Raw genomic sequence first — 17,464 nt, 5'->3', positions numbered from 1 at the left:
CGGACGAGGAGCGGTGTGCTGAGGCAGTCGATCGTCGTGGCGGCGGCAGCGCTCGCCCTCACGCTCGGAGGACACCGGCTCCTGCCGGAGCTGGGCGGTTTCACGCCCGTGCTGGAGAGCCTGCTCCCGTGGCTCGGGATCGCCGTGCCGATCCTGCTGATCTGCGCGCTGGCGACCCGTTCGTGGCAGGTGATCCTCGCGGCGCTGGTCCCGGCGACCGTGTGGGGCCTCATGTTCGGCCCGGCGCTGCTGCGCAGCCCGCCCGGCGGACCCAGCGACCTCTCGGTCGCCACCCTCAACGTCGGCGCGACCAACGCCGCCTCCGCCGAGGCCATGCGGTCCGTCTCCAAGGGCCGCGACCTGGTCGCGGTGCAGGAACTGACCGCCGGCGGCCCCGCGGCGAAGTTCCTCAACGACCACTTCCCCCACCGCTACCGGATCGCCACCGTCGGCCTGTGGAGCCGGTTCCCGATCGCCGAGGCACGCAAGGCCGACATCGGCCTCGACTGGGCGCGGGCACTGCGCGCGGTGGTCGTCACCCCCAAGGGCAGGGTGACCGTGTACGTCATGCACCTCGCCTCCGCCCGCCCAGGACAGACCGCTCAGCGCGACGAGACCCTCGCCCACGCCCGCAGGATGATCGACAAGGACGACAGCGAGCGCCTCCTGCTGCTCGGCGACCTGAACACCGCCACCACCGACCGCAAGCGTTCCGGCCTGGTGCCGCCGCTGTCGGACGCCCAGCAGGAGGCCGGTACGGGATTCGGCTTCACCTGGCCCGCGTCCTTCCCCGTCACCCGCCCCGACCACATCCTGTACCGCGGCATGATCGCCACCAGCTCCGGCGTCGAGCGGGCCGCGGGCAGCGACCACCGCGCCGCCGTCGCCTCACTGCGCCTGGCCGCCTAGGAAACCGGTCGGGTAACCGTACGGAGCGTTGATCGACACCGGACGCGGCCGGGCCGATCCGTTGCGACCCGCGGTTCACCGAAGGCCGAACATCGCCCGGTCCTTACCCGACCGGCGCCCTAGAGACCCGAAGCCCCCGGGCGGGCACGGAGGGCGGACAGGTCGGCCGGGGTGTCGATGTCAGCGGGGTCGGCGACGTCGTCGCAGGGGACCGCGACGACCAGTTCCGGATGGGCCCTCAGGAACGGGCGGGCGCCCGCGTCTCCGGTCGCGAGCCTGGCGACCTCCTCGAAGTGCTCCCTGCCGATCAACACCGGGTTCCTCCGCGCGCCGCCATAGGTGGCGACGGCGACCGAGGCGCCCCGCCGCGCGGCCCCGATGAGCCGCTCCACCGCCCGCGGGCCGACGAACGGCTGGTCCACCAGGGCGATCACCACGTGCTCGGCGACGGCCGGGATCGCGCTCAGTCCGGCCCTGAGCGAGGAGCCCATCCCCGAGCTCCACTCCGGATTGTGGACGGTCACCGCTCCCCCTACCCGCACGGTGGCCGCGCCGAGCACCACGACCACGGGACGGCAGCCGCCGTCGCGGAGCGCCCTTACCCCGCGGTCCACCAGTCGCTCCCCGTGGAACTCCACCAGCGCCTTGGGAGTGCCGAGCCGCGAGCCGGATCCGGCGGCGAGCAGCAGCCCCGCGCTCGCCGCACGCCCACCGATCTCTTCCGCGCTCACCCGCCGGGCCCCTCGCCGTGGATCCTGCCGGAACCGTCGGTCAGCGGCCGGCCCGAGCCGCCCCAGCGTAGCTGGATCAGCTCGGCGGCGATCGAGATCGCCGTCTCCTCCGGCGTGCGCGCACCCAGGTCCAGCCCGATCGGCGAGCGGAGCCTCTTCAGCTCGGCCTCTCCCATTCCCGCCTGGGCCAGCCGGGCCAGCCGGTCCTCGTGCGTGCGGCGCGAGCCCATCGCGCCGACGTAGCCCGCCGGGGTGCGCAACGCGACCTCGAGCAGGGGAACGTCGAACTTGGGATCGTGGGTGAGCACGCAGATCGCGGTCCGCTCGTCCACGACGGTCGAGGTGAGATAGTCGTGCGGCCACTTCACGACCACCTCGTCCGCCTCGGGGAAGCGCTTGGCCGTGGCGAACACCGGGCGGGCGTCGCACACGACCACGTGGTAGCCGAGGAACTTGCCGACCCTCGCGACCGCGGCGGCGAAGTCGATCGCGCCGAAGACCAGCATCCTGGGCGGCGGCGCGAAGGACTGGACGAAGACCGACAGCTCGTCGAGCCGTCGCTCTCCCCTCGCCCCGTACCTGCGGATGCCCGTCAGTCCCTGCGCGAGCATCCCCCTGACGTCGTCGTCCACCGCGTCGTCCAGCCGGGTCACCCCCAGGGAGCCGGAGGAGCGGTCAGGCCAGATGACCCGGCGGGTGCCGATCGCGCCCGGCCCCGACAGAACGGTCGCCACCGCCACCGGCTCGCGCCGCAGTACCGAGGCGGCGACCTCCCCAAGCTCGGGGAAGGTCTCCCTGGAAACGGGCTCGACGAAGATGTCCAGGATGCCGCCGCAGGTCAGGCCGACGGAGAAGGCGTCGTCGTCGCTCACGCCGTACCGCTGCAGGACGGGCGCGCCCGAGGAGACCACCTCCCTGGACAGCTCGTAGACGGCTCCCTCGACGCAGCCGCCGGAGACGCTGCCCTCGGCCTCGTCGCCGAGCACCGCCATGGACGCCCCCGGTGGCCGGGGCGCGCTGCGGAAGGTGTTGACCACGGTGGCCAGGCCGAACGTCTCTCCCGCCTCCCACCATCGCAGGATCTGTGACAGAACGTCACGCATGCGTGCCTCCAAGCAGCGTCGCCAGTTCCTCGAACGCGGCCAGGCTGTGCCCGGCCACGAAGTCGTCGATGTGGGGAAGCGCGGCCCGCATCCCGGCGGTGAGCGGCCGGTAGCCCTCCCTGCCCTTGTGCGGGTTCACCCAGATCACCCGGTGGGCCGTACGGGACAGCCTGGCCATCTCCGCTCCCAGCAACGAGACGTCGCCGCGCTCCCACCCGTCGGAGGCGATCACCACCACCGCCCCCGCCGCGTCGTTCAGCGCCAGAAGGCGCCGCAGCTCCTCCCCCAGGCGGGTTCCGCCGCTCCAGTCGGGAATGGCGCGGGAGACGGCGTTCATCGCGGTCTCCGGGTCGCGGTGGCGAAGCTCGGCGGTGAGCCGGGTCAGCCGGGTGCCCGCGCTGAACACCTCCGTGGCCCCCGGCTCCGACCTGACCAGCGCGTGGGCGAGGCGGAGCAGCGTGTCCGCGTACGGGGCCATGGAGCCGCTCACGTCGACCAGCAGCACGACCCTGCGCGGCCTGGTCCGGTGCGCGCGGTAGCGGAGCCCGGAGATCTCCCCTCCCCTGCGCAGGGTCTCGCGGACGGTCGCCGGGCCGTCCAGCCGCCCTCGGCGCGAAGGCCGGAAACGCCGTGACGCGCGCCGCTCCCTGCCCGCCCGCAGCAGGGCGAGCAGCCGGTGCGCCTCGGCGAGCTCCGCCGCCGTCATCCGGGCCACGTCCCGGGTGCGCAACACCTCCGTCGCGCTCGCGGTCGACGCCAGGGCGGGAGGCTCGCCACCCTGGCGGTGCTCGGGGCGTACCTCGGGCCCCGCCGCGGTGTGCCGGGTGACGGTGACCGCCTCCGCTCTCGCGCGGCCCGCCCGCAGCCCTGCGAAGTAGGCGCGGAAGACCCGGTCGTAGCGGGGCAGGTCCTCGGCCGAGGCGCACAGCGTGACCCTGCCCGCCCAGTAGACGTCGCCGGGCCTGGAGGCGTCCAGGTGGGACAGGGCGCGCAGCAGGCCCTGGGTCCGCTCGTGGTCGGCGGACACCCCCGCGGCGCGCAGCGTCCTGGCGAAACCGGTCATGACCGCGACCAGGTCCTCCCCCGCGCCGAGTGTGGAGGGGACCGCCGCGAGAGGGGCCCCGCCGTCCGGAGCGGCCCGGGTGACGGAGGAAACGCCGGTCGGGGGAGCCCCGGCCGGCGGGATTCCCGCCGAGGGAGCCCCGGTCGGGGGAACGCCGGTCGGGGGAACGCCGGTCGGGGGAACGCCGGTCGGGGGAACGCCGGTCGGGGGAACGCCGGTCGGGGGAACGCCGTCAGCTCCGGGACGCACCGAGGAACCCCTTCCCCAGCACCGTCTCGTGGTCCTCCCTGTGCTTGAGCAGGGCGCCCAGCGAGGCGGCCGCCAGGTCGGGGTCGAGCTCGCGGGCGCCGAGGGCGAGGAGCGCCTCGGTCCAGTCGAGGGTCTCGGCAATCCCCGGCGGCTTGATCAGATCGGCCTCGCGGAGCCGCCCCGTCGCCGTGGCCACCTGCTCGGCCAGGATCTCCGAGCACTCGGGAAGCCTCCTGCGCAGGATCGCCACCTCCCTGTCGAAGGAGGGATGGTCCAGCCAGTGGTAGAGGCAGCGTCGTTTCAGCGCGTCGTGCACCTCGCGGGTGCGATTGGAGGTGAGCACCACCACCGGCGGCCGCGCGGCGCGGATCGTGCCGAGCTCGGGGACGGAGATCGCGAAATCCGAGAGCACCTCCAGCAGGATCGCCTCGAACTCCACGTCGGCCCGGTCGACCTCGTCGATGAGCAGCACCGCGGGCTGGGTCTCGATCGCCCTCAGCAGCGGCCTGGCGATCAGGAACCTTCGGTCGTAGACCTCGCCCTCCAGCCGGGCGGCGTCGGTGACGCCCCCAGCCTTGGCCGCCTCGGCCGCCTTCAGGTGCAGGAGCTGGCGGGCGAAGTCCCAGTCGTAGAGCGCCTGTGAGGCGTCGAGCCCCTCGTAGCACTGCAGGCGGATCAGCGGCGCCCCGAACACCTCGGCGAGGGTCCTGGCCAGCTCGGTCTTGCCGACTCCCGCCTCGCCTTCGAGCAACAGCGGGCGGCCCATCCGCAGCGCGAGGAAGGTCGCCGTGACGAGCCCCTCATCGGCCAGGTACGACCGCTCGTCGAGCAGCTGGGCCAGCTGCGCGGGCGACTCCACATCAGATGCCTCGATTGTCCGCCTCACCACCACCTCAGGCTACGCCCGGAGGCGGAGTCCTCGCGTGATCACACCGCGCCCCGGCTCCCGCGCCCGCCCGACGTCGGCCGTCGCAGGCCCGCGTCGTCGCCGGCGGGCTCCCGGCCTGCTCCGCGCTCGGGACGAGCTTCGACATCTCCGTCACCGACGCCTCATTGGCGATATCGCTCAGTGGTCGTGGAAGGATCGCATCGTGCAGGACCGTTCCGTGTTTCCTCCCGGCCCAGAAGGACCGGGCCTTCACGCTGCAGGTGTTGAGTGAAGAACCTGCTCGACCGGATCAACACCCCGTCCAGGGCCGTCGTGCTGGCGTTCCTGGCGGTGGTCCTCGTCGGTACCGGGCTGCTTTCGCTACCGGTCGCGGTCGCGGCGGGTGAGAGCGTCTCGTGGACGTCGGCCCTGTTCACCGCCACCTCCGCGGTGTGCGTAACCGGGCTCGCCGTGCACGACACCGCGATGCACTGGTCGTTCTTCGGCGAGATCGTGCTCATGGTGCTGATGCAGATCGGCGGCTTCGGGATCATGACGCTCTCCTCGATCCTCGCGGTGATCGTCTCAGGAAAGCTCGGTCTGCGCGCCCGTCTCAACACCCAGGCCGAGACCAAGACCCTCGGTCCCGGCGACGTACGGAAGGTGATCGCGGGGGTCGCCAAGGTCACCCTGGTCGCCGAGGCGCTCACCGCCGCGGTGCTCACCGCCCGCTTCGTGATCGGGTACGGGGAGCCGTTCGGCCGCGCCGCCTATTACGGGATTTTTCATGCGATCTCGGCATTTACCAACGCCGGATTCGCGCTCTGGCCGGACAGCATGATGAGGTTCGTCACCGACCCGTGGATCTGCCTCCCGCTCATCACCGCGGTGGTCGCCGGAGGTCTCGGCTTCCCCGTCTACGCCGTGCTGCGGCAGAACTGGCGCCGTCCGGCGCGCTGGACGCTGCACGCCAAGATCACGCTGGGGATGACCGCCGTCCTGCTGTTCGGCGGGGCGGTGGCCATCACCGCCACCGAGTGGAACAACCCGGGAACGCTGGGTCCCCTCTCCCCCGGCCTGCGGATCATGGCCGGGTTGTTCCACAGCACGATGACCCGCAGCGGCGGCCTGAACTCCGTGGACACCTCCCAGATGAGCGAGAACTCCTGGCTCATCAGCGACGTGCTGATGTTCATCGGGGCGGGCAGCGCGAGCACCGGGGGCGGCATCAAGGTGACGACGTTCGCGCTCCTCGGGTTCGTGATCCTCGCCGAGTTGCGCGGCGAGCCCGACGTGTCGGCGGGCCGCCGCCGCGTTCCCGAGCAGTTGCAGCGGCAGGCGCTCACGATCGCCCTGCTGAGTGTGGCGTCGGTCGCGATGGGCACGTTCGCCCTGATGACGGTGACACCGTTCAAGCTCGACCGCGTACTGTTCGAGGTGGTCTCCGCCTTCGGCACGGTCGGGCTCTCGACCGGGATCACCGCCGACGTCGGCACCGTGGGACACCTCATCCTGACCATCCTGATGTTCGTCGGGCGGCTCGGTCCGGTGACCCTGGGCGCCGCGCTGGCACTGCACGTACAGACCCGTCGGTTCCGATACCCGGAGGAGCGTCCCCTCGTTGGTTGACAGGAAGGGCCGCAGCGAAGCGGTCGTGGTGATCGGCCTCGGCCGGTTCGGCGGCGCGCTGGCGGCAGAGCTCGTGAGCCGCGACGTCGAGGTGCTCGGCGTCGACAGCGACCCCAAGAACGTGCAGCACTTCTCCGGGCGGCTCACCCATGTGGTGTGCGCCGACTCCACCGATCCCGACGCCCTCGAACAGCTGGGCATCAGGGAGTTCGGCCGGGCCGTGGTCGGCATCGGCACCGACATCGAGGCGAGCATCCTGACCACCTCGATCCTGACCGACCTGGGAGTGGCCGACATCTGGGCCAAATCGATCAGCCTGCAGCACAGCCGGATCCTGCGGCGGGTCGGCGCGCACCACGTGGTGCAGCCGGAGCACGACATGGGCGAGCGGGTCGCGCACCTCGTCACCGGGCGCATGCTCGACTACGTGGAGGTCGACGAGGACTACGCCATGATCAAGACCCTCGCGCCCCGGTGGGCCGACGGCAAGAGCCTGAGCAGCCTGGGCATCCGCAGCGAGTACGGGGTCACCGTGGTCGGGATCAAGAAACCCGGCGGCAGGTTCACCTACGCCACCTCCGACACGGTGATCCACAACGGTGACACCCTGCTCGTGGCGGGCGACACCGACAAGGCCGAGCGGTTCGCCGAGGAGACCTGAGCGCGGGAACGCGCCGGTGCGGACCGGAACTCGGCCCCGTCACGCACCGGCGGGTTCCCGCCGCGCCGCCTACCGGGCGGTGCAGGTCACCTGGGCGGGGGCGGTGTTGGCCCCGGACCAGGCGCCGTTGAAGCCGAAGGAGGTGGTGCCTCCCGAAGACAGCGCGCCGTTCCAGGACAGGTTGACCACGGTGACGGCCGAGCCGCTCGCGGTGTGCGAGCCGCTCCACAGCTGGGTGATGGTCTGGCCGCTGGGGAAGGTCCACGCGACGGTCCAGCCGGTGAGCGCGGCGGTGCCGGTGTTCTTCACCTCGACGCTGGCTCCGAAGCCGCCGTTCCACTGGTTGGTGACGGTGTAGGTCGCCGCACAGGTCTTTCCAGTCGGAGTCGGGGTCGGAGTGGGCGTCGGGGTCGGGGTCGGGGTCGGGGTCGGGGTCGGGGTCGGGGTCGGGGTCGGGGTCGGAGTGGGCGTCGGGGTCGGCGTCGGCGTCGGGCCGCTGGTGCCGGCCTTTTCGGCCGTCCAGGCGCCGACCCAGGCCAGGACCGCGTTCCAGTTGATGGCGACCTCGTTCACCGACCAGGCGTCGATGTCGTCCAGGTAGCACTTCTGCGGCCGGCAGCCGCTGAGGCGCTGCTGGGCGACCGGGTCCTCCAGGCCGCTGTTGGGACCGCCGGCCAGAGCGCCGGGCGGCGCGATGGGCAGGGAGGAGTTGATCTGGTTGGCCCAGAACCGGTGGTGGACGTTACGGGAGGGCTTGTCGCCGTAGCCGGTGACGTAGGAGTAGCCCATCGGGTTGCGGCCGAGCTGGTACGCCATCGTCTCGAACACCCCGGTGCGGAACCGCTCGGCGCCGGAGAAGTCGTGGGCCAGGGCCAGCACGACGGCGTTGTTGAGGATCAGGTTGTTGGACCCCCAGATGTAGCCGCCGCCGGACGACTGGAAGGGCACCGGGTAACCCTGGCCGCGCATCACGTTCAGCAGGCCGTCGGCGGCCGAGACGAAGGAGGCCCGCAGCTGCTGGCCGATGGAGGATGTCAGGCCGTTGGGCACCAGCGCCAGGGTGATGTCGCCCAGGCTGCCGACCTCCGCCCACAGGGCGCCCTCGTTCGTGAAACTGCGTCCGTAGTACAGCGAGGAGGAGGTCAGGTCGGTGCGGTAGGCCTGCTTGCCGGTGGTGGCGTACAGCTCGGCGGCGGCCCAGTAGAACTCGTCGGTCACCTTGCCGTCGGCATAGGAGCCGCCGCCGGTGCCGTCGGAGGCCGGGGCGAACCGCGAGGGGTTGGCCTTGGCCGCGGCGTAGGCCTTCTCCGCCGCGGTCAGGCAGCGGGCGGAGAACGCGGAGTCGATGGACGCCCACACCCGGGCGCACTGGGCTGCCGCGGCGGCCAGGTTCAGGGTGGCGGCGGTGCTGGGCGCCGACAGCACCCGGGCCTCGGGGTCTTGGGCGGGCAGCAGCGGCAGCCCGGTCCAGTTGGCGTCGTGGATCTTGTGGTGGGCCATGCCGGCCAGCGGGCGGCCGTCGGGGACCTGCATCTTCAGCAGGAAGTCGATCTCCCAGCGGGCCTCGTCCAGGATGTCGGGCACGCCGTTGCCGCGCTCGGGGATGGACATGGTGCCGTCGGCGAAGGCGCCGGTGTCGGCGCCGGGGATGTTCCTGGCCCGCTCGTAGGTGTTGACCAGCTGCCAGGCGGACATGCCGCCGTTGATCACGTACTTGCCGTGATCACCGGCGTCGTACCAGCCGCCGCGCACGTCCAGCCGGTAGCCGCAGTCGCTGCGGCACGGCACGTTGTTGTCACCCTGGTTGGGAGAGACGTTCAGGTGGCCGGCGGCGCGGGCGTACTGGCTTCCCCCGGCGTACTGGGAGGTGATCGCGATGCCGCTGCGCTGGTGGTAGAAGAACGCCAGCGCGTCGTAGGGCAGCTTCTTCCAGGCGGCGGTGCCGATGTCGAAGGGGTGGCTGGACTCGTTGTTCACCGTGAGCACGTAGTTGGTGCCGGTCCCGGTGTAGGACGAGAAGTCGATCTTGTGGACGGAGTCGCCGGAGGGGGAGTCGGCGCCGAAGACGGTCGTGGTGCCACTGGCCACCACCTGGTCGGAACCGTCCAGCAGGCTCCAGGTCAGCGGCGATCCCGAGTTACTGATCACGGTCGCCTGCTTGGCCGCGCCGGGCGCGTAGGCGACCTGGTTGACCTTGATGTTCTGGCCGAGCGCCGGTCGGACGACGGCATGGGCGGTTCCTGTGGTGGCGGCCGCGGTGATCGATGCCGCGGCCAGGGCCGCGGCCAGCGCCGCCGCCCACAGCCGAATCCGGCCTGACGTGTTCACGTGGAGTCCTCTCGGCCTGTGTTGTGTGGGCTTCGCATCTTGGAACCCTCAGACCGGGAAAAGACAGTCACCGCCATTGGAGAGAACGCTTCATGCAGCTCACAGCGATTTTTCCGGCGAATGACCGTGTAACTTTCATGAGGTTCCAGCGATTCGCGGAACCGCGGCGTGACCGCTTTTCCCACGGCCCGCACACCTCCCCGCGTCCCCGCCGGGAGGTCACGCTCGCGCACATCACCAAGCCGGCCGGCTCCGGGACTCCCGAGAAGGCCCGGCCCGGCAGGCCGGCAGGCCGAGGGGCCCCTGAGCCCCCGTACGGCGGCTCAGCGGGTCTCCGACGCCTCTCCGCGCTCCCTGATGAGGGCGGCGAGCTCGCGGACCTGGCGGACGGTACGGTCCTTCTCCGACCCCTGCAGGCCCATCGCGCCGACCGTGGCCCCGTCGGTGAAATCGATCTTCGCCCAGGGCTCGTGGTCGATCAGGGTGACCCCGAGCACCTCGGGCCACTCGTAGCGATGCACCCGCAGCGGGTTGACGACGGTGATCCCCTGCTCGTCGGCCTCCACCCTGACCCGTCCCAGCAGGTGCAGGACCCCGGCCACCACCCCGCCCAGCGCGATCATCGCGATCCTGTCGGCCAGGGTGAACTGCTCGGACAGGAAGATCGCCATCAGCACCGCGCCGAGCATGATCAGACCGGCGAAGCCGTAGGCGGCGATCCGTCCCCTCTTGGGCCGCCACACGACGGGCAGCGGGGGCGGGGAGACGCTCTCCTGGCTCACTCTCAGATCACGATCCTTCGGAAAACCACCGGCCGGAACGGCTGTGACAGCTGGTCACGACGCCGTTGGCAACCTACCGCACGGCCCCGCCGCACCGGTCACGAGGCACGGCGGAGCGGGGCCGCGAGCGACCCTCAGGAACGGAGTTCCCGTAGCAGCAGCGCCGTCTCCAGCGCGGCGACGGTGGCCTCGTAGCCCTTGTCCTCGTGGCTGCCGGGCAACCCCGACCTGTCGAGCGCCTGGTCGAGGGACTCGCAGGTCAGCACGCCGTTGCCGACCGGGACCTCCTCGTCCAGGGAGATCCGGGTCAGGCCCGAGGTGACGGAGTCGCACACGTAGTCGAAGTGGGGGGTCTCACCGCGGATCACGACCCCGAGGGCGACGACCGCGTCGTACTTCCTGGCCAGGACCTGCGCCACGACCGGGATCTCCAGCGATCCGGTCACCCGCACCACGGTCATCTCCGCGCCGCTGTCCCTGCCCGCCTGCTCGGCCCGCGCCACGAGCTGATCGGTGATCTTCTCGTGCCACCGGGCGGCGACGACGCCGACGGTCAGCCCCTTCGCCCGCACGGCCTCGGCCGCCGGCCGCCCGGCCCCGCTCACGCGATCACCCCGCGCCCGCTGCCCCGCTCCGCCCGGTGCACTCGCTCACTCATGCGCCCTCCCTGGGAATCTCGTGGCCGAGGCGGTCGCGCTTGGCCGACAGGTATTTCTCGTTGTGCGGGTTCATCGCCACCGGCATGGGCTCGCGGCCGAGCACCTTGATGCCGTAGCCGTCCATGCCGCGCAGCTTGGCCGGGTTGTTGGTCAGCAGCCGGATCGACTTCACCCCCAGGTCGGCGAGGATCTGCCCGGCGTTGGAGAACTCCCGCGCGTCCACGGGCAGCCCGAGCTCCAGGTTGGCGTCGACGGTGTCGCTGCCGCCGTCCTGGAGGCCGTACGCCCTGAGCTTGGCCAGCAGTCCGATGCCGCGCCCCTCGTGCCCGCGCAGGTAGACGACCACCCCCCTGCCCTCGTCGGCGATCCGCGACATGGCGTGGTCGAGCTGCACCCCGCAGTCGCAACGCAGCGACCCGAGCACGTCGCCGGTCAGGCACTCGGAGTGCGCCCTGACCATGACGTTCTCGCCGTCCTCGATGTCGCCGAGGACGAGGGCGAGGTGCTCGCCGCCGTCCAGCGAGCTCGCGAAGCCGTAGGCCCGCCACTCGCCGTACCTGTTCGGCAACCGCGTCTCGGCGACCCTGGTCACCATCCGCTCGGTGCGGCGCCTGAACTCCACCAGTTGCTCGATCGAGACGAGCGCCAGGTCGTGCTCGTCGCAGAAGTCGCGCAGCTGCGGCAGCCGCATCATGGTGCCGTCGTCGTTGACGACCTCGGCGAGCACGCCCGCCTCGCTCAGCCCGGCGAGCCTGGCCAGGTCCACCGACGCCTCGGTGTGGCCGCGCCTGGCCAGGACGCCGCCCTCCCGGTAGCGGAGCGGGAAGACGTGTCCGGGCCGCACCAGTTCGGACGGCTCGGTCGCCGAGTCGGCCAGCGCGCGGATCGTGCGGGCCCTGTCGGCGGCGGAGATGCCGGTGCTCACCCCGTCCCTGGCGTCCACGCTGATCGTGTACGCGGTGCGCAGGCGCTCCTTGTTGTCGTAGACCATCAGCGGCAGGCCGAGCCTGTCGAGGTCCTCGCCGCGCATCGGCACGCAGACCACGCCGCTGCTGTGCCGGATGGTGAAGGCGAGCAGCGCCGGGGTGGCCCTGGAGGCGGCGAAGATGATGTCGCCCTCGTTCTCGCGGTTCTCGTCGTCGACGACCACGACGGCCTTGCCCTCGCGGATGTCGGCGATCGCACGCTCGATCGGATCCAGCTTGATCACAGGGCCTCCTCGGGGGCGGGCACGGCGCTCCGGACGGATTCACCGGCCGGGACGTACGCCCCGACGAGCTTCTCCACGTGTTTGGCGATCACATCGACCTCAAGGTTCACCGGGTCTCCCGGCCGCTTCGCGCCGAGGGTGGTGAGGCTCAGGGTGGTGGGGATCAGGCTGACGGCGAAGCCGCCGGAGCCGACGCCCATCACGGTCAGGCTGACGCCGTCGACGGCGATCGAGCCCTTCTCGACCACGTAGCGGTCGAGCTCGGGCGGCAGGGAGATGTGGACGACCTCCCAGTGCTCGGCGGGCTCCCGCGACAGCAGGACACCCGTCCCGTCCACGTGGCCCTGGACGATGTGTCCGCCCAGCCGCTGGTCGGCGCGGACGGCGCGCTCCAGGTTGACCGGGGAGCCGGGTCTCAGCGCGCCGAGGGAGCTGCGGTCGAGGGTCTCCTTCATCACGTCGGCGGTGAACACCTCGCCCTCGACGTCCACCACGGTCAGGCAGACGCCGTTGACGGCGATCGAGTCACCGTGCCCGGCGTCCGAGGTGACCGTCTTACCGCGGATCGAGAGCCTGGCCGCGTCGGTCAGCGGCTCGATCCCGGCGATCTCTCCCAGTTCTTCGATGATTCCGGTGAACATTCACAGCTCCTTGCGGGGGACCGCCCGGACGGCCGGGCTCGGGAGAGTCGTCCGGGACGCCCAAGGACGTGGGCCGGGAGGCGAGGACGTGGAAGAACGCGGCCCTGGAGCCCGAAGACCGACAGAGCGTGTCTCAGGAAGGCGGAGCACGCTCGGGAAGCTCGGGAAAAGGGAAATGCCGGTGTGCCCGGACCATGAAGGGCCGGGCGGGAAATGCGGGAAATGGTGGGGGCCGACGGCGCCGCGCCCGTGAGGGGCACGCCCGGCCGCCTGGCGCGTCCGCGCCGGATCAGTCACCCGAGGTCTCCTACTCGCCAGTAGCTTTTCGCCACGGCGGGCCCCGGGGGATCAACGGATGCGTACACCCGATCAGTGAAGGGTGCCCGAAGACACTCCTTCACTCGCGCGCTTCCTCCCATCCGGACTTTAACCGTCGGTCCTGGAGTTTCACCAGGTCAACCGGTCGATGGCTTCGACCGGGTCGCGGACTGTAACCGCCGGCTCGGAATTTCACCGACCCCGGAGCACGCTGCTCTGCTTTTCTCGTTCGATCGAAGGACGCGCCGCGGACGGCACACCCTCCCCCACCAGTGTGCCATGTCCGGAAAACCGGACGACACGCTCTTCCATCATGTGGAACAAGCGAGCACTTGGTCGAGTCACGCCACGCGCTCGGCGACCGCCTTCCGCGCCTTCAGCGCGTCCGGGGAGTAGCGCACCTGCTCGGGCACCAGGCCGATCCCGGCGTGCAGTGCCCGCAGGGAGGCCGTCGCCCACAGGTCGCCCAGCGGGGTGGCGGGCAGGCCGTACAGCCTGCGGGCCCAGCGCGGCAGGGTCGCGAAGGCGAGTCCGGTGATGAGGGGGAACATCGGCTTGAGCGCGGTGAGGCGAGCCGGGAGCGGCGCGTTGAGCGACCGCAGGAGCGGGTGGGCCACCTCGGGGACGAAGTAGAGGCCGGGACGGCTGGCCCGGATGTAGTCGTCCATCTCGCCGACCGAGCCTGGCACGTCCTCGGGGCGCAGGCCGACCACCTCGGCCACCCGACGCCACTCGGCGACGAACCTGTCGGCCTCCTCGTCGCTCAGGCGCACTCCCGCGCGCCGGGCGACCGAGAGGTAGGAGTCGACCTCGCCGACGTGGACCCAGAGCAGCGCGTCGGGGTCGTCGAGGCGGAACCGCTCGCCGGTGTCGAGGTCGAGGGCGGTGAGGCCGGCGTGGATCTTCCGGACCCTGGCCCCCGCCCGGGCGACCTCGGCGGTCGTGCCGTAAACGCGGACCCGGACGAACTCGGTGGTGCGCACGAAGCGGGACCACGCCTCGGCCGGGTCCATGAGCGCGGAGTTCTGCGCGACCCCGCGCATCGCCCGAGGGTGCAGCCCCTGCATGAGTAACGCACGGAAACCGGCGACGAGCAGGATTCGCTCGCCCATCACCTTCCAGGTCACCGACTCCGGTCCGAACAGGCCGTAATCCATGCGTCGCCTCTCTAACAAGTACCGACGACGTTACAGGAGGGGGTCTGAGGCATATGTCTCGAATCCGCGACACAAGCGAGACGAGATCCAGGCAGGGGTGTCACGACCAGGTCATCAAAGTGTCACAGATCCGTGAAAACCACCATTTATGTGCATCGATTCTTTCACCTTGCCCCCCCATCACGTCAACAGAATTGACGCTACGAACAGATGGAAATTACACAACAATAAAATGAGTAAGGAGCAGACCATTGATTTGACCTTCGCTGCTTTGCGATGGTTCCAAGGATCAGGCTCAACCATGCTGTTGGGAGCGCCCGCACGATGACCATCCCTGCACCAGCCGCGTCCACCACCGAGGACCCCCTCTCGGTGAAGGCAACGGAGACGGTGGGCCGTTCCCCCGGCCAGTTGATGTGGCTGCGCTTCCGTCGCGACCCCACCGGAATCGCCTCGGCCCTCGTGGTGATCTTCTTCTTCCTCGTCGCGATCCTCGCGCCGGTCATCTCCTGGCTGTACGGAAAGGACCCCTACACCCTCTATGGGCAGGACACCCCCGGGCTGCTGAACGACTTCGGCTACCCGGTGCTGCCCAACGGCGGCATGAGCTCGGACTTCTGGTTCGGCGTCGAGCCCGGCCTCGGCCGTGACGTGTTCATGCAACTCGTCTACGGCATCAGGACCTCACTGATGATCGCGATGGCCGCGACGCTGCTCATCTCGATGATCGGCATCGTGATGGGCATCGTCGCCGGGTACATCGGGGGCAGAACCGACTACTTCATCGGCCGCCTGATCGACATCGTCCTCTCGTTCCCCTCGACCCTGTTCATCATCGCGTTCATGCCGGTGGTGGAGAACCTCTTCGTCGACCCCTCGGAGGAGACGCCGGTCTGGCTGCGCGCGGTGACGCTCATCACCCTGTTGACGGCCTTCGGCTGGGCCGGCATCGCCCGGCTGCTGCGCGGCCAGGTGCTCTCCATGCGCGAGCGGGAGTTCGTCGAGGCCGCCAAGGTGACCGGCGCCTCCCCCGCGCGGATCATCTTCAAGGAGCTGCTGCCCAACCTGTGGACACCGATCCTGATCCAGTCGACCCTGCTGCTGCCCGCGATGGTGACCGCCGAGGCGGCCCTGTCCTTCCTGGGCGTCGGCATGATCGAGCCCATTCCCGACTGGGGCCGGATGTTCCTGCGGGGCACCGAGGTCTACCAGAACGACATCACCTACCTCATCTTCCCCGGCGCGGCTCTGCTCATCTTCGTGATCGCCTTCAACCTTCTCGGTGACTCGGTCCGCGACGCCTTCGATCCAAAGCTCAAGCGTTAGACCCGATAGGAGAGAGATGAAAGTCCGTACGCGGTCAGCGATGGCCGTACTCGCCATAGGCGCGCTCGCACTCACCAGCGCGTGCGCCGAGGGCAACCAGGGCGCCCCCGCCGCTCCCAGCGGCTCCGCGGGCGCGTCCGCCCCCGCCGCGGAGCCCTTCAAGGCGCCGACCATCACGGTCGGCACCGCGGAGGACTCCAAGGGCCCCGCCATCGAGCCGGAGGGTGTCGTCAAGGGCGGCACCGTCACGATGATCGACCGGGACGACTTCTCCCACATGGACCCGGCCCAGCTCTACGTCAACACCGAGACGAACTTCTCCCTCCTGATCGCGCGTACCCTCACCGGCTACAAGCGCACCGACAAGAGCGAGTACAAGCTGGTCGGCGACCTCGCCACCGACACCGGCACCCCCTCCGACGGCGGCAAGACCTGGACCTTCACCCTCAAGGACGGGGTGAAGTGGGAGGACGGCACGCCCATCACGTCCGAGGACGTGAAGTGGAGCATGGAGCGGACGTTCGCCCCCTTCGTCACCCAGGGCCCGACCTACATCCAGCAGTGGCTCACCGAGACCGACCACAAGAAGGCCTACCAGGGCCCCTACGACGGCAAGCGCCTCGACAGCATCGAGACGCCGGACGACAAGACGATCGTCTACAAGTTCAAGACGCCGCACGCGGACGCCAACTACGCCTTCGCCATGGGCGGCTACGGCATCGTCCCCAAGGAGAAGGACACCAAGGAGAAGTACGACAAGGCCCCCGTCTCCAGCGGCCCGTACATCATCAAGAACCACGTGGTCGACAAGTCCATCGACCTTGAGCGCAACCCCAACTGGGACCCGGCCACCGACCCGATCCGCGGCGCCTACCCCGACAAGTGGCGTCTGGAGTTCGGCCAGGAGAACCTGCAGATCACCGACCGCCTGATCGCGGACACGGGCCCGGACCAGACCGCCTTCACCTTCTACGCGACGGTCCCGCCGGAGCGTCTGCAGCAGGTGCTCGGCGACGCCAGCCTGGCCAACCGCCTGATGAAGAGCCCCTCCCCGTACGGGAACTACTACTACTTCAACCTTGACCGGGTGAAGGACCAAAAGCTCCGCCAGGCCATCAACTACGCGTGGCCGTCCAAGCAGATCCAGCAGGTCTACGGTGGCCCGCAGGCGGCCGCGCTGCCGACCACCATCCTCAACGAGAACACCACGGTCGGCTACCAGCCCTACGACCTGTTCGGCAAGGAGACCAAGCCCGAGGGTGACATCGAGAAGGCCAAGGAGCTGCTGGCCGAGTCGAGCAACCCGACGCCGACCATCGTCTTCGCCCACAACCAGACGCCGCTCCAGGAGCAGATCATGGTCGTGATCAAGAGCGCCCTGGAGAAGACCGGTATCAAGGTCGTCGCCAAGCCGCTGGACCGCAAGACCTACTACGACTCCATCGGCCTGGTGAAGAACGAGTTCGACATGTACTGGGGCGGCTGGGGCGCCGACTGGCCGTCCGGCTCGACGGTCATGCCCGTCATCTTCGGCCCGATCGCCGACGGTGCGCCGAACTACGCGCACCTGAAGGACGAGGCGCTCACCAAGGAGATGGACGAGATCACCGCGATGACCGACATCGACGCCCAGAACAAGGCGTGGATGGACCTGGACAAGAAGATCCAGGAGACGATCACCCCGCTCGTGGTCGCCGAGAACCGGATCGCCAACACCCTGCACGGCTCCAAGATCGGCGGCGCGGAGATCGACCCGCAGTCGTGGGTCGTCCAGCCGAACAGAATCTTCGTGAAGCAGTAACGCCCACGAAGCCTTAGGAGACACCGGCG

General features: G+C 70.1%; 15 protein-coding genes and 1 riboswitch. Of the genes, 5 read left to right on the top strand and 10 right to left on the bottom strand.

Annotation, left to right across the window (positions count from 1 at the left end):
- Positions 1-15 precede the first annotated feature (15 nt).
- Positions 16-909: an endonuclease/exonuclease/phosphatase family protein gene (locus tag ACIBH4_RS16150; protein WP_362507024.1), complete on the top strand. Its 894-nt coding sequence runs from the start codon at positions 16-18 to the stop codon at positions 907-909.
- Between the two features lie 119 nt (positions 910-1,028).
- Here the strand turns inward: ACIBH4_RS16150 and ACIBH4_RS16145 are convergent, their stop codons facing one another.
- Genes ACIBH4_RS16145 through ACIBH4_RS16130 form a run of 4 tightly spaced genes read right to left on the bottom strand, consistent with a single transcriptional unit; the run spans position 1,029 to position 4,944 of the window.
- Positions 1,029-1,640 (bottom strand): nucleotidyltransferase family protein, encoded by a 612-nt coding sequence (locus ACIBH4_RS16145; protein ID WP_362507027.1) that lies wholly within the window; start codon positions 1,638-1,640, stop codon positions 1,029-1,031.
- The gene (locus ACIBH4_RS16140; protein ID WP_362507030.1) at positions 1,637-2,743 is read right to left on the bottom strand and encodes an XdhC/CoxI family protein; all 1,107 of its coding nucleotides are present in this window, start codon (positions 2,741-2,743) and stop codon (positions 1,637-1,639) included. The genes ACIBH4_RS16145 and ACIBH4_RS16140 overlap by 4 nt, the downstream gene beginning before the upstream one ends.
- Positions 2,736-4,055, bottom strand: coding sequence for a VWA domain-containing protein (locus ACIBH4_RS16135; RefSeq protein ID WP_362767377.1), 1,320 nt, complete (start codon positions 4,053-4,055; stop codon positions 2,736-2,738). Before ACIBH4_RS16135 ends, ACIBH4_RS16140 begins: the two co-directional genes overlap by 8 nt.
- Positions 4,039-4,944 (bottom strand): MoxR family ATPase, encoded by a 906-nt coding sequence (locus tag ACIBH4_RS16130; RefSeq protein ID WP_362507036.1) that lies wholly within the window; start codon positions 4,942-4,944, stop codon positions 4,039-4,041. Before ACIBH4_RS16130 ends, ACIBH4_RS16135 begins: the two co-directional genes overlap by 17 nt.
- A gap of 267 nt (positions 4,945-5,211) precedes the next feature.
- Between ACIBH4_RS16130 and ACIBH4_RS16125 the strand changes: the two genes are divergently transcribed.
- Together ACIBH4_RS16125 and ACIBH4_RS16120 are read left to right on the top strand one after the other, a co-directional pair.
- Positions 5,212-6,552 carry a potassium transporter TrkG gene (locus tag ACIBH4_RS16125; RefSeq protein ID WP_362507039.1) on the top strand — a complete coding sequence of 447 codons (1,341 nt, stop codon included), beginning with the start codon at positions 5,212-5,214 and terminating at the stop codon, positions 6,550-6,552.
- Entirely contained in the window at positions 6,545-7,213 is a 669-nt protein-coding gene (locus tag ACIBH4_RS16120; RefSeq protein WP_362507042.1) for a TrkA family potassium uptake protein, read from the top strand. The genes ACIBH4_RS16125 and ACIBH4_RS16120 overlap by 8 nt, the downstream gene beginning before the upstream one ends.
- Before the next feature lie 69 nt (positions 7,214-7,282).
- Here ACIBH4_RS16120 and ACIBH4_RS16115 read toward each other — a convergent pair whose 3' ends face one another.
- From ACIBH4_RS16115 to ACIBH4_RS16090, 6 genes are all read right to left on the bottom strand, one after another.
- On the bottom strand, positions 7,283-9,541 hold the full coding sequence (locus ACIBH4_RS16115; RefSeq protein ID WP_362767374.1) for a glycoside hydrolase family 9 protein: 2,259 nt from the start codon (positions 9,539-9,541) through the stop codon (positions 7,283-7,285).
- 323 nt (positions 9,542-9,864) lie between these two features.
- Entirely contained in the window at positions 9,865-10,323 is a 459-nt protein-coding gene (locus ACIBH4_RS16110) for a PH domain-containing protein (RefSeq protein ID WP_362507048.1), read from the bottom strand.
- Between the two features lie 134 nt (positions 10,324-10,457).
- Positions 10,458-10,928 (bottom strand): 6,7-dimethyl-8-ribityllumazine synthase, encoded by a 471-nt coding sequence (gene ribH / locus ACIBH4_RS16105; protein ID WP_362507051.1) that lies wholly within the window; start codon positions 10,926-10,928, stop codon positions 10,458-10,460.
- 49 nt (positions 10,929-10,977) lie between these two features.
- The gene (locus ACIBH4_RS16100; RefSeq protein ID WP_362507054.1) at positions 10,978-12,192 is read right to left on the bottom strand and encodes a bifunctional 3,4-dihydroxy-2-butanone-4-phosphate synthase/GTP cyclohydrolase II; all 1,215 of its coding nucleotides are present in this window, start codon (positions 12,190-12,192) and stop codon (positions 10,978-10,980) included.
- The gene (locus ACIBH4_RS16095; protein WP_362507057.1) at positions 12,189-12,833 is read right to left on the bottom strand and encodes a riboflavin synthase; all 645 of its coding nucleotides are present in this window, start codon (positions 12,831-12,833) and stop codon (positions 12,189-12,191) included. Before ACIBH4_RS16095 ends, ACIBH4_RS16100 begins: the two co-directional genes overlap by 4 nt.
- A 401-nt stretch (positions 12,834-13,234) precedes the next feature.
- Positions 13,235-13,365: riboswitch (FMN riboswitch) on the bottom strand.
- Between the two features lie 127 nt (positions 13,366-13,492).
- A complete protein-coding gene (locus ACIBH4_RS16090; protein WP_362767371.1) occupies positions 13,493-14,308 on the bottom strand; it encodes an oxygenase MpaB family protein in 816 nt (271 codons plus the stop codon).
- A 324-nt stretch (positions 14,309-14,632) separates the two neighbouring features.
- On the opposite strand from ACIBH4_RS16090, the gene ACIBH4_RS16085 reads away from it, so the two are divergent.
- Together ACIBH4_RS16085 and ACIBH4_RS16080 are read left to right on the top strand one after the other, a co-directional pair.
- On the top strand, positions 14,633-15,634 hold the full coding sequence (locus ACIBH4_RS16085; RefSeq protein WP_350948071.1) for an ABC transporter permease: 1,002 nt from the start codon (positions 14,633-14,635) through the stop codon (positions 15,632-15,634).
- Between the two features lie 16 nt (positions 15,635-15,650).
- Positions 15,651-17,435 (top strand): ABC transporter substrate-binding protein, encoded by a 1,785-nt coding sequence (locus ACIBH4_RS16080; RefSeq protein WP_362507064.1) that lies wholly within the window; start codon positions 15,651-15,653, stop codon positions 17,433-17,435.
- Positions 17,436-17,464 lie beyond the last annotated feature (29 nt).

It is taken from the genome of Streptosporangium sp. NPDC050284, from assembly GCF_044459525.1.
GTDB lineage: Bacteria > Actinomycetota > Actinomycetes > Streptosporangiales > Streptosporangiaceae > Streptosporangium.
Note: the sequence above shows the minus strand (reverse complement) of the source record. Positions and strands in the feature narration are given on the sequence as shown.

Coding starts and splice junctions, on each gene's coding strand:
- ACIBH4_RS16140 (WP_362507030.1), bottom strand. CDS start 2,743: ATGCGTGACGTTCTGTCACAGATCCTGCGATGGTGGGAGGCGGGAGAG.
- ACIBH4_RS16095 (WP_362507057.1), bottom strand. CDS start 12,833: ATGTTCACCGGAATCATCGAAGAACTGGGAGAGATCGCCGGGATCGAG.
- ACIBH4_RS16090 (WP_362767371.1), bottom strand. CDS start 14,308: ATGGATTACGGCCTGTTCGGACCGGAGTCGGTGACCTGGAAGGTGATG.
- ACIBH4_RS16085 (WP_350948071.1), top strand. CDS start 14,633: ATGACCATCCCTGCACCAGCCGCGTCCACCACCGAGGACCCCCTCTCG.
- ACIBH4_RS16080 (WP_362507064.1), top strand. CDS start 15,651: ATGAAAGTCCGTACGCGGTCAGCGATGGCCGTACTCGCCATAGGCGCG.